Origin of the sequence: Peribacillus sp. R9-11, from assembly GCF_031345095.1 — a bacterium.
In the GTDB taxonomy this organism is placed as follows: domain Bacteria; phylum Bacillota; class Bacilli; order Bacillales; family DSM-1321; genus Peribacillus; species Peribacillus butanolivorans.
In genome coordinates, this window is the sequence record NZ_CP133763.1 from 934773 (window position 1) to 950125 (window position 15353).

The following is a 15353-nucleotide window of genomic DNA, read 5'->3' on the forward strand; positions in this document are numbered from 1 at the left end:
ATAGAAATAACTATCAATGAAGAATCTATAAAACTAACATCTTAATGTATCATTCAAACTGTGAGGATGAAGAACAGACACATTATTCATTATCATTTTTTTCTAAGTATAAATCTTGTATCCAACTTTTAATGTAACATCAAAGGTCATTATTTTTAGGCTTAGCATATGAAGCATTAAAATATTCTATCTACCTAGTTCGTAAAAGTTATACTTTTACGAACTTTATTTATATATTTACGAATGTTATTGAAAGATGAGTTAAAAAAATGAATGGTAGTAAAATTAATATACTTGTTAGCGGCAGGGGATTAAAATGATAGCCAGCAAACTTAAAACTATAGAAGAAACTCGTCAAAAATAACTCTTTTTGGCTGTAATTCCCTCACCTCATTTTCAAAACTACGTTCCATTATGACCTGATTTATCCCCAGTTCCTTAGCATTTATAATCATTTCCTCCAAGTGTCTCTTTAAATTATGTTATGTGAGTTTCAGGATTTTCTGTATAAAATATCCTGGATGAAGAAACATAGAAAAATGGAGTTAGAGCGACCTGCAAAAAAATGGGGGTAACCAGCTTGATTCGTAATGTGAGTAAATTGTTAAGAAAGACGAAAGAAAAAAAACCTCAAATACAAAATAATTACCAGGATTCTAAACCGGAGGACCCTCTTAATGGAGAGTTTAGTCAAAATGTAGAAACGCTTCGCTTGATTTATGATAATTGTTCAGATGTCATGTTCCGTTCGTTCTTACTTTTCGGTAAAACGAGAGCAATGCTTATTTACATTGAGGGTCTTTCAGACATCGAGGGGATAGAAGAATATGTGCTTTCTCCACTCATGCAGGAATCAGCAAATGTGCCACAACCATTAAATGACTTTCTAGTACATAAAATGCCCATTTCAAAAGTGAAAAGAGTGAAAATGATAGCGGATTGCATTGAATCTATCTCCATTGGAAATCCGATCCTTCTATATGAAGGGGAGCGTGATGGATTTTCTTTAGGATTGTCTAAATGGGAAAAGCGAGCAATTGAAGAACCTGTTGCTGAGGGAGGAATAAGGGGATCGCGAGAGGGATTTAATGAATCTCTAGAGGTAAATACATCTCAATTGAGACGTATTATTAAAAGTCCTGCTCTTAAAATGCAATCGATGAAAATTGGGAAATATACTCAGACGACTGTTGCGATTGCATATATTGATGGACTTGTGGATAAAGCACTGATTGAAGAGATTACGATTCGGCTGGAACGAATTGAGATGGACGGTATTTTAGAAAGTGGATATATCGAGGAAATGATTGAGGACAATCCGTATTCACCTTTCCCTCAGATCTTGTCAACAGAACGGCCGGATGTAGCCTGTTCGTGCTTGCTGGAGGGACGGGCAGTCATTCTTGTAGAAGGAACCCCTTTTACTTTAATTGCTCCAGTATCTTTCTTTTCTTTGATTCAATCACAAGAGGATTATTATCAACGTTTTATGATAGGAACTCTCATCCGTTGGTTACGTTATATTTTTATGGTGTTATCTCTATTGCTTCCTTCCTTTTATATTGCTATTTTGACGTTCCATCATGAAGCGGTCCCAACTGCACTGCTGCTAAGCATGGCTGCATCCAGGGAGGCGGTCCCTTTCCCTGCTATTATTGAGGCATTGATCATGGAAATTACGTTTGAAGCACTAAGAGAGGCAGGGGTTCGATTGCCAAAGCAGATAGGCTCTGCTGTCAGCATTGTTGGAGCGCTAGTGATTGGTCAAGCTTCCGTACAAGCAGGGTTGGTTTCAGCACCAATGGTGATTGTAGTTGCGATTACGGGGATTTCTTCTTTTATGATGCCTCGTTATATTGCTGGAATTGCGATAAGGATGCTGCGTTTTCCAATAATGCTGCTTGCCGGTACCTTAGGACTGCTTGGCATAATAATGGGAGTTATTGCTATAGTCATTCATTTGTGCAACTTGCGCTCCTTCGGTGTTCCCTATTTAGCACCACTTGCACCTTTAAAAGGTAAAGAACTGAAAGATGTACTATGGAGATCTCCTATGTGGATGATGGATACACGCCCGAGCTTTACAGGGAAATCTAACGTATACCGTCAGTCTCCAGAACAGGGGCCAAAACCCAAAAGGGGAAGTGAAACGGAGTGAATACTGGTTGGAGGCGATCAAAGATATTGGAGAAGGTAAAGAGGCGTTACTTCAGGAAAAGCGTCCTGCTTTTTCTGGGCATTTGTGGAACAATCCCTTTAGTAAGCGGGTGTTGGGATCGAGTGGAAATCAATGATTTGGCGATTGTCACAGCAGCAGCCATCGAAAAAAAGGAAGATAATCAAATCGAGCTATCCATCCAAATATTTATCCCTAAGTCATTAAGCAGCGGAGGCGGTCAAGGAGGGCCAGGTGGAGGAGGTGGAGTACCTACAACATTGGTGAGATCCGAAAAAGGATCCAATATTTCAGATGCATTGTCTAAGCTTCAAAGCAAGGTTCCACGCAAAATTTTTTGGGGACAATGTAAAGTATTTGTATTCGGCGAAAAGGTAGCAAAGGAAGGAATACAAGAGCATCTGGATTTCTTGCTGCGCCATCCGCAGCCAAGGGAGAGAGCATATGTGTATGTCAGCAAAGGAAAAGCTAAGCCTATCCTTGAATCATTGCCGCCTCTAGAAACCTATTCAGGGGAGGTGATGAGGGAACTAACTGATTTACATATAGGGATGCGGGTCACATTACAGAATTTAGATGAAATGTTAACGGGTAAATCTCACGCTGCTGCACTTCCGTTAATTGGTATTTTACCGCCTGGGAAAGGTGAAAAGAAATTACAGGGGATTCCTTACATTGTCGGAGCAGCCGTGTTTAATAAAGATAAAATGATTGGCACGATGACGGAAAAAGAAACAAGAGGGATATTGTGGTTAAGAGATGAAATAGAATCCTACACAGTGACCCTAAAACCCAAAGGTGAAAAAGGGGAGATATCTTTAAATCCTGTGTCGGCACAAGTCAAGCTGGTTCCACAAATTCAAAATAAGAAATGGAAATTGCTAGTGAAGGTTAATACAGAAGGATCTGTTATTCAGAATGGAACGAATATGATTCTTTCAAGTCCAAAAGCACTAAAGGATGCAGAAAGATCTTATCAAAAAGAGATAGAAAAGCGTATCGAGATGGCTTTTCTGCGTACTCAGAATAAGAAAGCTGACATTATAGGGTTAGGTAGAGACTTCTATCGGAAATATCCTAAGCAGTTTAATAAAATCGAAAACCACTGGAATGAGATATTTGAGGAGATTGAAGTGGAAACTGATGTTGTGGCCCATATTCGCAGACAGGGCTATATAGACAAACCGGCGGGGCTGCCTGAGAAAGAGGTGAAGGACAAGTGAGATGGGGGACATTTTTGTGTACAACAGTAATTGTAGCTCTAATCATTTTGTATGAGTGGCCGAAAATGAAACAAAATCCTAAAAAAGACAAAATGGCTTTTTTCTCATTGCTCCTCATGGGTTTGGTTCTGTCCATGTTCAATATTCAACAAATGTCAGGACCCACTGCATGGATTGTAACTTTTTTTAAGCCGTTTGGAGAGTTTATGGAAAAGTAAAGGCCCATGATTGAGGCGGATATCATTTACCTCATACAGAGGAAAGGAGGAGGATGATGGAGAAAGGTAAGATTTCATCCCTGCAGATGGCGATCATGTTGTATCCTACGATTGTGGCTACAGCTATACTCGGGGCTCCAAGCATCACAGCAAAATATGCTCTAAATGATTTATGGCTGTCCCCCATTTTAGCTGCCCTCATCGGGTACGCGACGGTGTATATCGCTTATAAACTGCACAAACTTTATCCGAAACAAACGGTTATCCAATTCAGTGAACAAATTATTGGTCGGATTCCGGGGAAAATTCTCGGTTTTTTATACTTGTTTTTTTATATCCCTATCACGGGGGAAATCCTAAGAGGTTACGGAGACTTTATTGTCGACTCTTTTATGGTCAATACCCCGATTATCGTGATCATGGCATCGATGGTAATCCTTTGTGCACTTATCGTACGCGGAGGTATAGAGGTGTTGGGGAGAGCTGCCGAATTGTTTTTACCTATTTTTATCTTTCCGATCTGTATCTTAATCATCCTACTGAGTGCAGATCTTGATTTTAAGAATATATTCCCGATATTGGGGGAAGGGATTATGCCTCCACTAAAGGGTGCTATTATACCGGGTGGATGGTTCAGCGAGTTTTTTCTGATTATTTTTCTCCTCCCTTTTTTAGCGGATATGAAAAAAGGAATGAAATACGGGATGATGACTGTTTTTGCCGTGATGATGACGTTAGTTGTGGTAAACCTAATCGTTCTTTTTGTACTCGGACCATCGACATCCTCTAAGGTTTATCCTCTGATGAACGTAGCTCGGTATATAAGTTTCGGCGCCTTTTTTGAACATTTGGAATCCGCCGTTATGGCCATTTGGGTAGTAGGAGCGTTTGTCAAAATTTCTGTGTTTTATTATGCGGCTGCTTTAAGTACCGCCCAGTGGCTGAATCTTTCCGACTATCGGCCTGTTGTATGGCCGATAGGGATATTAATTGTAGAATTCAGCTTTTGGTCGTTTCCTAGCTCTATGGAAGTTAGTCGTTATGATATCATCGCCTTCCCTTTTCATGGAATTTTGATGCAAACGATTATTCCTCTGCTTTTGTTGGTGATTGCTTTTGTAAGGAAGCGAAATAAGGGAACAAAAACCGGCTGAATTAGATTTTTTCTTGATATTGGTGGGGCGCGTTATATGGGAGGGAGCACTTATAAAACCGTTAAGAGAGTTTATGCAAAGTGAATCGATCTTTGGGCTGCGTGATTTCGATTTTCCATACAATCACAGAAAGGAGAAAGATGATGGAGAAAGGCAAAATTTCATCACTACAAATGGCAGTCATGTTGTATCCTACTATCGTGGCTACCGCTATTCTTGGGATTCCAAGCGTCACAGCGAAATTTGCCAAAACGGATTTTTGGCTGTCCCCTATTTTTGCGTCCCTCATGGGGTATGTGACGGTGTATATCGCTTATAAACTGCACAAACTTTATCCGGAACAATCAGTTATCCAATTCAGTGAACATATCATTGGCCGATTAGCGGGGAAAATCATCGGTTTTATATTCTTGTTTTTTTATATCCAGATCACGGGAATCATTATCAAAGAGTATGCAGAATTTGTAGTGGACTCCTTTCTAATTAATACACCAATAATCGTGATCATGGGAACAATGACAGTCCTCTGTGCCTTCGTCGTACAAGGTGGTTTAGAAGGAATAGGGAGGGCTGCCCAATTATTTGTCCCTCTTTTTATATTTCCACTGCTTATCGCAATTATTTTGGTGTTCCCCGATTTTGAATTTAAGAATATATTCCCTATATTAGGGTATGGGATTATGCCTCCACTAAAGGGTTCAATTGTTCCGGGTGGATGGTTCACGGAGTTTTTTCTTATGACTTTTTTCCTGCCTTTTTTAGCGGATAAGAAAAAAGGAATGAAGTACGGAATGTTGACGGTCTTTGCTGTGATGATCACGTTAGTTGTGGTAAATCTTGTCGTTCTTTTTGTACTCGGAACAACGACACACACTAAGGTTTATCCTCTGATGAACGTAGCTCGTTACATCAGTTTTGGCGAATTTTTTGAACATATGGAGTCCATCGTCATGGCCATTTGGGTAGTAGGGGCTTTTGTGAAAATTTCTGTGTTTTATTATGCCACTGTTTTAGGTACCGCACAGTGGTTAAATCTTTCGGATTATCGGCCCATTATATGGCCGTTAGGAATCTTAATGATAGTTTTCGGCTTTTGGTCAATGCCTAACTCAATGGACTTGGAGCGTTTTAACCTCGAAACTTTTCCTATTTATGCAGTATTAATACAAACCATTATTCCGCTGTCTTTATTGGTGATAGCTGTTATACGTAAAAGAAAAAGCAAACGAAATAGTAAGGGAATCAATTCAGGCTAATATTTCAGATTGTTGCCGTTTTATTTTTTAATTTTTTTTGGCATTGAAAGGGAATGGTGATTCTTCCTAGAAATAACAGGTTAGCAGGTCGCAAAATATCGTTCTCAATAACGTTTTACGATTCAGGAAATGATTACTGTAATGGAGGATGAGTCATTTGCAAATTTAGAACAATTGTTGATAAAAAAAAGAAAGAAAATACAAATCCAAATAAAAGACCTATGGCTTCAGGCGGGTGAGATTGATGAGTTTCTTGCATCAGCGAAGGAGGAAAATGAATGATCCAATGGAAAGAAGAAAGGATAATCGAGAGTAATATTGAAAATGTGTGGAGTTTATTTTTTGATAAAAATATTAAGAAAATTATGGATAAAGTGGAGGAGCATACTAATTGAAAAGAAGGAAGAGGAAGTGGGCGCAAAGCATAGGCAAAGTTATCGTGAAGGAAAGCGATTGGAAACCTATATCGTTGAAACATTAAAGTATGAAGACCTTGAGGATAAAAAGCAGAAGCAAATTAGTTTTGTTTTAGGAAAGGCCTTTGAAATTACTCTAACGTTTACGTTGCTTAAGATCGATGATACACACATGAAATTTATTTATGAGGGGCAAAATAAAGGAGTTAATTTTGTAGGTAGAGCAATGTTGAAACTAGGTAGCGAGAAAAGCAACAATAAGGTAGTACCGGAATTTATGCAAAAGGTTGAACAAGAAGCGCTAAAAGCTTAGCGTATGGAGCGAAATTATTACTCTATGTTAATACAACGAATGAGCTTTTTCATACATTCGATGTTAACAGTAAAACGGATACTGTAGTCTATCTCCTCTAAGAACTGAACGACTGGCCCCTGATAATGTTACCTGTTGAAATCTCTTCAAGCGTAAGTAATCAATAGTGATTTTCCTAAGGCTTCCTTTAAGCTTGTCTTACTTTCTCCTTATGTAATGTCTAATCCAATGATGGAGCCGATTTTTCATCCTCATGGATCAGATCTAGATTAACCTAGACCCCTCATTTTTAGTACATATATGCTTATGCTTCGACTATCAAAATACGTCTAGAGTTAAAACTCACTTGGGCAAGAAGGGATGATATAATTTGGATATATGTGATTATTTTACAAAATGATAGAATGTATCTACCAAATATTATATTTTTGGGGGAGGGGAAACAATGAGACATAATTTAGTAGAACATAAAGAGCATTTTCAGCGAGACGAATTAGAAGTTGCGCGCTGGATGAAAACGGATTTTGTTTTTTTGCGTAATACCACTACGTTAAAAGATGCAGCGGAGCTTCTTATAAAGAATCAATTGAATGAGGTACCGGTTGTTGATGAACATCAACATTTTCTTGGTGTATTATCTTTATCTATGATTATGCAATCCTTGTTAAAAGACACTTCCCTAGATGAGTCAATCGAAATACATTATGACCGGAGGATTAAACCGCTTTCCTTTCAAGAAATATTATCAGGCATTTCGCCACTGACTAAAGCTAGTGTTCCTGTTGTTAATAATCAAAATATTTTGATAGGTGTGTTGACTCAGCATGAAATTTTAGAAGTTCTTGCCCAAACCTATCACAAAATGAACTTGCTAGAAACTAAGGTAGAATGGTTCAATGTTTGTTTTGATAATATTTATGAAGGTATTATTGTAGTTGATAAAAATGGTTTCGTCAAAATGATTAATAAAGCATATAGTAGTTATCTTGGGGTGGAACAAGGCGCAGCTATTGGTCAACATGTAGTAAGTGTAATTGAAGGAACCCGCTTACATATTGTTCTTCAAACCGGAATTCCAGAACGGAATCAAGTTCAATTTTTGCAAGGACAGGAAGTGGTTGCTCATCGTATTCCTATTTGGAGGAATAATGAAATAATCGGTGGGATAGGGATACTCGTTTTTCAAGGGGTATCTGAATTATATAGGATATTTGATAGAATCCAGGACTTACAAGTCACAAAAAATCCTTCACTTTCTAACATTAATATTGAACAACAGCCTCCAAAAGAGGATCCAATAACCTTTGCTCAAGTCATTGGTGAGAGTGAAAGCTTTGCACATGCAAAAAACATTGCTCGTCGTGCAGCAAAGTCACCTGCATCCATATTGATAACGGGTGAAAGTGGAGTAGGAAAAGAGATATTTACCCAGGCAATCCACTCCCTTAGTAATTACAGCGGAGGTCCTTTTATCAGTGTTAACTGTGCTTCTATACCTGAACAATTATTAGAATCGGAGCTATTTGGTTACGAAGAAGGGGCTTTTACTGGTTCAAAGAAAAAAGGGAAACCAGGGAAGTTTCTTTTAGCGCACAAAGGGACCCTTTTTCTCGATGAGATTGGTGATATGCCTTTACATATGCAATCAAAGATATTACGTGTCCTGCAAGAAAGAGAAGTAGAACCAGTTGGTGGATCAAAGCCTATTTCTGTCGATTTCCGACTTATTGCTGCGACCAACCGTCCAATCGAGGATATGATAAAAGAAAATAAATTCCGAGAAGATCTTTATTATCGTTTGAATGTCATTCCCATCTATATTCCACCTTTAAGGGAAAGGAAAAATGATATTCCACTTCTTATTGGTCACTTTATTAAATTAATTTGTAAAAAATATAAGATACCATCTAAAGAGATTAGTAGAGAAACGGTAGCAGCTATGATGGAGTATGAATGGCCAGGAAATATCAGGGAGCTGGTGAATGTAATAGAAAGGCTAGTTACATTGGTAGAAGGCCATGATATTTATTTTGATGATTTTCAGCGCTATTTTTTAGAACAAAAAAAGCAGATTCCAGAATTCACAACAATGGAAAAAACGAAACTTGAAAGTTTTAACTCATTTGAAAGCCTTAAAAATGCAGGATTAAATAAGGAAAAAGAATTATTACTTCTAATTATTAAAGAAGAAAAGGGAAATAAAACACGTGCAGCAAAAAAATTAGGGATCTCAAGAGCTACTTTATACAATAAATTGAAGGAATATAACATAGAATTGTCTACTTGATTAGACAACTGAACAAAATATTTTACAACTGTATAATAAGTTATACAGTTTTTTATTAGGAATTTAAAATAATTGTGTGTTTTCACATAAATCAAATGTGGCACAGTTATTGCATTGTTTATAGGTAAGAGTCGAATCAAAAAAACTAAATAATGGTGGAGGTGCTAAATGGTCATTAGCTTTATAGGATTTTTTGCCGCCTTAATTTTATTAATTATTTTTACTATGCGAGGAGTCAATATCATCATTGCTGCATTAGTATCTTCAGCAATCCTAGCATTAACAAGCCGGTTGCCTTTAGAGAAAGCGCTTACAGTTAATTACATGGATGGGTTCACCGGATATTTTGCTTCATGGTTTCTAGTATATTTACTTGGAGCTGTGTTTGGAAAGGTGATGGAAGAAACGAAAGCTGCAGACGCAATTGCAGAATGGATAAAAATCAAAGTAGGCGCTAACCGAGCGGTGTTTGCTGTTGTTACAGCTTGTGCTTTGATGACCTATGGTGGAGTAAGTATTGCCATCGTCGCATTTTCGGTATATCCAATTGCAGTCTCTTTATTTAAAGCAGCAAATCTGCCTCATCGATTTATTCCAGGTGCTATTGTATTTGGATCTATCTCATTCTCAATGACTTCACCAGGATCACCAGAAGTTCAGAATTTGATACCTATGGAATTCTTTAATACTCAGCCAACAGCAGGTGGTTTGATTGGTGTTATCATTGCTGTATTTATCATGATTCTAGGTGGTTTTTGGCTTAAGAGCATGGTCTCTAAAGCAGTGAAAGATGGAGAGTTTTTCAATTTGCCGAATTCGGAAACGGATGGAGCAGCATTAGCAGAAACAGCAGCTACGGTAGAAATGAAAAAGGATGAAAAATTACCGAATATTCTGATTGCCATTTTACCCTTGGTTGTAGTAGTCATTGTTTTGAATATCATGTCAAAGTTTCTTTCTCCAACTGGTGCAGCGTTAGTGGCTTTATTTTTAGGGGTCATCGTTGGGCTTGTACTGATGAATAAATATACCCGGAAATATGGCATGATTTTTGGTAAAGGAAGTGAAAACGCTATCATTGCAACTGCGAATATCTGTGGAGTTGTTGGTTTCGGTGCAGTTGCAAAAGAGTCACAAGCATTTACATATATAGTAGATTCGCTTGTTGGTATGCCTGGAATGGCATACGCAGGATTAGCGGCTGCTGTGACGATTATTGCTGGTGTTACAGGCTCAGCATCAGGTGGATTGGGAATCGCACTTCCAATTTTGGCTCCTCTTTATAATGCACAAGGGTTAGATCCAGGGGCAATGCACCGTATTTCGTCACTTGCTTCTGGTGGACTTGATTCGCTTCCGCATAACGGTTATGTGGTCACAACCATTAGAGTAGTAAGTAATGAGACACATAAACGGGCTTATAAGCCAATTTTTATTCTGAGTGTTGTTGTTCCAATGATCGCATTGGTTTTAGCGGTCTTGTTATATACAATTTTTTATTAACATGAAAACAATTAATAAATATGGAGGGAACTATATGAAGGAATTTCAAACAATAGCTTTTATTGGTTTAGGAAATATGGGACTGCCCATGGCTACTAATCTTGTGAAAGCTGGATATACCGTTTACGGTGTGGATACAAATTCTGATGCAGAAAAGAAGTTTTCACAAGATGGTGGAAAAATAGGTGTCCCTACTGAGCTTTTGGCTAAGCAAGTAGACATTGTCATGACAAGTCTTCCTACTCCACAAATTGTTGAGAAAGTCTACTTAGGAGATGGTGGAATCGTTGAAAACGCAGATTCTGCTCTAACTATTATTGATTTTAGTACCATTTCTCCTCAATTAAATGAAAAGATATATGCCATTACCAAGGAAAAAGGAATCGACTATCTTGGAGCACCAGTAAGTGGAAGCGTTTCTGGGGCAGTAAATGGCACCCTAACGATCATGGTGGGTGGAGACAAAAAGGTTTATGAACAAGCTCTGCCATTACTGAGAGTATTGGGTGACAATCCATTTCATTTAGGTGAAAGTGTGGGTGTGGGGACCGTTATTAAACTATTAAATAACTTAATGATTGGTTTTTATACACAAGCTGTCGCAGAGGCTGTTGCCCTTGGAGAACAAATGGGCGTGAAAGCAGATACGATTTATGATGTTTTAAGTGTTAGTTTCGGTCAAAGCAGAATATATGAAAGAAACTATAAAGGGCATATTGCACAAAACAACTTTAATCCAGGTTTTTCAACAAATCTCTTATTAAAAGATTTAAAGCTGGCAAAACAAATGGCAGACGAAAACCAGACTCCATTGCCAATTGGGGATAAGTTAATTGATTTATATTCCGAGGCTGTGGAAAAAGGATATGGCGAGCAGGATATGGCATCTGTATATCTAATGGTCAAAGAAATAATAGCAAGTAAAAATGATGGTTTAGTATCTAATAAAAATTAGGAGGAATAAAAATGGCTACAATTAAAAATGATACAAAGAAATTAACACATTTTATTGGCGGAGAAATGAAAGCGGGCAAAAGTGAACGCTTTGGTAATGTGTATAGTCCTTCAACGGGTGAAGTAATTAATTTGTGTCCATATGCTTCTGTAGAAGATGTGAATGAGACAGTTGATGTGGCACATGCGGCATTTACAGCATGGAAAAATACCTCTGTCGGAAAAAGAGTGGAGGTCATCCACCGTTTCAGAAGTCTTTTAGTAGAAGAAACAGAAAGACTTGCCAATATAATAGGTTTGGAAAATGGGAAAACGATCGATGATGCAAAAGGGGAAATTAGTAGAGGGATTGAATCTGTTGATTTCGCTATTAACGCTCCGCATATGTTAAAAGGTGAATATTCGGTCAATGTTGGGGGAAATATCAATGCTTTCTCCATGAAACAACCTTTAGGTGTGGTTGCAGCGATCTCTCCATTTAATTTCCCGGCAATGGTGCCGCTTGCGATGACGACGATGGCGGTTGCATGTGGTAATGCAGTGATTTTGAAACCATCTGAACGTGTTCCGAATGCAGCTTTATTCATCTCAGAATTATGGAAAAAAGCTGGTTTGCCAGATGGGATTTGGAGCATTATTAATGGTGATAAAGAAGCAGTTGATGCCATACTTAAAAATCAAAAAGTACATGCTATCTCTTTTGTAGGTTCCACCAGGGTAGCTGAATATATTTATCACGAGGGATGCCGAAATAATAAACGAGTCGCTGCTTTTGGTGGCGGAAAGAATCATATGATCATTATGCCTGATGCTGATTTAGATCAAGCGGTTAATGCCTTCCTAGGTGCTGCGTATGGATCGGCTTCCCAACGTTGTATGGCAATTTCAGCAGCAATGCCAATTGGCGAAAAAACAGCTGAAGCATTCGTGGCAAAATTAAAAACTCGTGTTGAAGAATTAAAAGTGGGGGCATATAACGACGAGAATGCAGACTTCGGAGCCGTTATTACTCAAGAATCGAAAAATACAATCATCAAGTATATAGATGAAAGTCTTGAAGAAGGCGCAGAATTATGCGTGGATGGTCGAAATCCAGAAATTTGCGAAACAAACAAAGGTTTTTATTTAGGAGCAACACTGTTGGATCATGTTACTCCTGAAATGAAAATTTATCGTGATGAAGTGTTTGGCCCAGCTCGTATTGTAGTACGTGTTAATAACTTAGATGAAGCTATTGCATTAGTTAATAATCACGAATTTGGGAATGGTGTCACGATCTTTACAGAAAGCGGTGCTGCTGCTAGAAAATTTTCTGAACAAATTGAAGTAGGGATGGTAGGAGTAAACGTACCTATTCCAATCCCAGTAGGATATCACAACTTTGGTGGATGGAAACGTTCAAAATTTGGAGAAGGCCACATGTTTGGCCCAGACACCGTCCGCTTTTTCACAAAAACCAAAACCGTTTCAGAAAGATGGCCTGAATCTAAAGAAATCGAAAATAAAACGGATTTTTCTTTTCCTAGTAATTAATTAAAGTAATGCCCCGTTCGAAAAAGCAGCCTTTTTCGAACGGGGATTTTTTATATGAAATATTTTCTAAATATAATAGAAGAAACTAGCAAAAAAAGCATCTGTTTAAGCAGATGCTTTCAGACTGTAGACAAACTCGATGAAAATCGAGTTTGTCTACAGTTTTTTTGAGGGGTTGTAAAAATTCGACGTTGATTTCCACTCCAGGCACTCGCTTTCCGCGGGCGGTCAGGGAGCCTCCTCGGCGCCTTTGCGCCTGTGGGGTCTCCCTTGGACACGCATTTCCCGCAGGAGTCTCGCACCTTCCGTTCCAATCAACTTTGTTTTAACAATTAGATATAACCACTTTTGCCTACAGTCCTTTTTGTTTTAATATAGAAGTATTAAAACTTGAGGTGATGACGATGCTTTCGAAACATAATTCTATTCAGCGAGATCAACTTGAAATGATTACTTTGGATCAACTGGTGCCAGCGAACCATTTGGTTCGTAAAATTGAGGGAGCCATTGACTTCACTTTCATTTATGACTTGGTGAAAGATATGTATTCAGAGATAGGGCGCCCAAGTATTGATCCAGTTATTTTAGTTAAATTGACATTCATTCAATATACCTTCGGTATTCGTTCGATGCGTAAAACGATTGAAGAAGTTGAAACGAATATGGCTTACCGTTGGTTTTTAGGTTACGGTTTCCATGATAAAGTACCTCACTTCTCAACGTTCGGGAAAAATTATGAGCGTCGCTTTAAAGATACAGACCTGTTTGAACGGATTTTTTATCGTATCTTAATGACAGCTTCAGAAAGAAAGTTAATAAGTGCAGAGCACGTATTCGTTGATTCAACACATGTGAAAGCCAGTGCGAATAAGCGAAAATTCGAAAAGAAAATCGTTCGTAAGGAAACACGAGCATATCAAGGACGCCTTCAAGAAGAAATAAATCAAGATCGTGAAAACAATGGAAAGAAGCCTTTTCCACCGGATAAATTTGATAAAGAAGAAACCAAAGAAATTAAAGAAAGTACAACTGACCCTGAGAGTGGCTACTATGTAAAAGATGAACGAACAAAACAGTTTGCCTATTCATTTCATGCGGCTGCGGACCGCAACGGTTTTGTGCTGGGGACGATTGTAACACCGGGAAATACGCATGATAGTCATATCTTAGAGCCTCTTGTTGAACAAGTGATTGAGAAAGTTGGAAAACCTGAAGCTGTTGCCGCAGATGCAGCTTACAAAACACCAGCCATTACAAGCTACCTTTTTGGGAAAGAAATCACACCAGCTTTACCCTATACACGTCCACGAACAAAAGAAGGGTTCTTTCGCAAGCATGACTATGTTTACGATGAACATTTTGATTGTTATCTCTGCCCATCGGGCGAGATTTTAAAGTACTCAACAACAAATAAAGAGGGCTATCGCGAGTACAAATCACCCAAACACACTTGTGCGACATGCTCATTTTTATCACAGTGTACAGTAAGCAAAGACCATCAAAAAGTGGTGACACGCCATATCTGGCAAAATTATATGGAAGAAGCAGATCATCTGCGTCATCACAAGGATGTAAAACCTATATATGCGAAACGTAAAGAAACAATAGAGCGTGTATTCGCAGATGCAAAAGAAAAGCATGGTATGCGTTGGACTACTTTAAGGGGACTTAAAAAATTGTCGATGCAGGCGATGCTTACTTTCGCTGCCATGAATTTAAAGAAGATAGCCAATTGGACATGGCAAGGTCCAAGAATGGCTTAATAAAGTGGGCTCGTAGAGGCCCAATCTCTTAATCATGAGCAAAATTCAAAGGGAATTTCAAAAGGGGTCCGGAATTAAAACATTCCGAACCCCTTTTGTCTACAAACTGAAAGCATCTGTTTAAGCAGATGCTTTTTGATTTAGAAGTTTCCGGATTTAATGATTTACAACTGAATTAAGTCGGAAAATGTTGCGACCACTAATTTGAAAGTATGGCTATCCCAATAAAATTCAGAATGAAGGGATAAAGTGAATAATGAATACCTTGATAGAACTGTATTCGGTTTATTAAAAGATGAATGGCTTACTGATAAATAATAAAAATTCTGCTTAGTTATTATTTTTAGTTTTACAAGGGAAAAACATTTTTAAATGAGGTAGGAAAATGTTTTTTATCATTTCCCGCCAGAAGACTCCCTCTTCAAGCGTGTGAAGGGCGAGAGCCCAAAGGTAAGGGGGAGATGAATGGAGGTTGGCATAAGCCAAAGTAATCTTTTGACAAACATATGTTCGATGGTTAATAATAACTATAAGGGGGTGAAACCAATGGTCGTAAA

13 protein-coding genes are annotated in these 15353 nt (G+C 38.3%); all 13 read left to right on the forward strand.

Annotated elements, in window-relative coordinates; genetic code table 11:
• Positions 1 to 565: 565 nt before the first annotated feature.
• Complete coding sequence (locus tag RE409_RS04495; RefSeq protein WP_397444153.1) at positions 566 to 2158, forward strand: spore germination protein; 1593 nt, start codon at positions 566 to 568, stop codon at positions 2156 to 2158.
• Entirely contained in the window at positions 2145 to 2294 is a 150-nt protein-coding gene (locus RE409_RS04500) for a hypothetical protein (RefSeq protein WP_201225216.1), read from the forward strand. The genes RE409_RS04495 and RE409_RS04500 overlap by 14 nt, the downstream gene beginning before the upstream one ends.
• Positions 2281 to 3399: a Ger(x)C family spore germination protein gene (locus tag RE409_RS04505; RefSeq protein WP_309558605.1), complete on the forward strand. Its 1119-nt coding sequence runs from the start codon at positions 2281 to 2283 to the stop codon at positions 3397 to 3399. Before RE409_RS04500 ends, RE409_RS04505 begins: the two co-directional genes overlap by 14 nt.
• Positions 3400 to 3413: 14 nt before the next feature.
• Positions 3414 to 3617 carry a hypothetical protein gene (locus RE409_RS04510; protein WP_207196258.1) on the forward strand — a complete coding sequence of 68 codons (204 nt, stop codon included), beginning with the start codon at positions 3414 to 3416 and terminating at the stop codon, positions 3615 to 3617.
• Positions 3618 to 3673: 56 nt separating this feature from the next.
• Entirely contained in the window at positions 3674 to 4771 is a 1098-nt protein-coding gene (locus RE409_RS04515) for a GerAB/ArcD/ProY family transporter (RefSeq protein ID WP_201222005.1), read from the forward strand.
• A gap of 143 nt (positions 4772 to 4914) precedes the next feature.
• Complete coding sequence (locus RE409_RS04520; protein ID WP_309558606.1) at positions 4915 to 6027, forward strand: GerAB/ArcD/ProY family transporter; 1113 nt, start codon at positions 4915 to 4917, stop codon at positions 6025 to 6027.
• A 141-nt stretch (positions 6028 to 6168) separates the two neighbouring features.
• Complete coding sequence (locus tag RE409_RS04525) at positions 6169 to 6309, forward strand: hypothetical protein (protein WP_201249976.1); 141 nt, start codon at positions 6169 to 6171, stop codon at positions 6307 to 6309.
• A 60-nt stretch (positions 6310 to 6369) separates the two neighbouring features.
• Positions 6370 to 6756: an SRPBCC family protein gene (locus tag RE409_RS04530; protein ID WP_309558607.1), complete on the forward strand. Its 387-nt coding sequence runs from the start codon at positions 6370 to 6372 to the stop codon at positions 6754 to 6756.
• 445 nt (positions 6757 to 7201) lie between these two features.
• Positions 7202 to 9043, forward strand: coding sequence for a sigma 54-interacting transcriptional regulator (locus tag RE409_RS04535; protein ID WP_309558608.1), 1842 nt, complete (start codon positions 7202 to 7204; stop codon positions 9041 to 9043).
• A gap of 168 nt (positions 9044 to 9211) precedes the next feature.
• The gene (locus RE409_RS04540) at positions 9212 to 10546 is read left to right on the forward strand and encodes a GntP family permease (RefSeq protein WP_201221999.1); all 1335 of its coding nucleotides are present in this window, start codon (positions 9212 to 9214) and stop codon (positions 10544 to 10546) included.
• Between the two features lie 34 nt (positions 10547 to 10580).
• The gene (locus RE409_RS04545; RefSeq protein WP_201182523.1) at positions 10581 to 11501 is read left to right on the forward strand and encodes an NAD(P)-dependent oxidoreductase; all 921 of its coding nucleotides are present in this window, start codon (positions 10581 to 10583) and stop codon (positions 11499 to 11501) included.
• An 11-nt stretch (positions 11502 to 11512) separates the two neighbouring features.
• Positions 11513 to 13033: a CoA-acylating methylmalonate-semialdehyde dehydrogenase gene (locus RE409_RS04550; RefSeq protein WP_309558610.1), complete on the forward strand. Its 1521-nt coding sequence runs from the start codon at positions 11513 to 11515 to the stop codon at positions 13031 to 13033.
• A 404-nt stretch (positions 13034 to 13437) separates the two neighbouring features.
• Positions 13438 to 14796 (forward strand): IS1182 family transposase, encoded by a 1359-nt coding sequence (locus tag RE409_RS04555; protein WP_201180978.1) that lies wholly within the window; start codon positions 13438 to 13440, stop codon positions 14794 to 14796.
• The last annotated feature ends 557 nt before the right edge of the window (positions 14797 to 15353 follow it).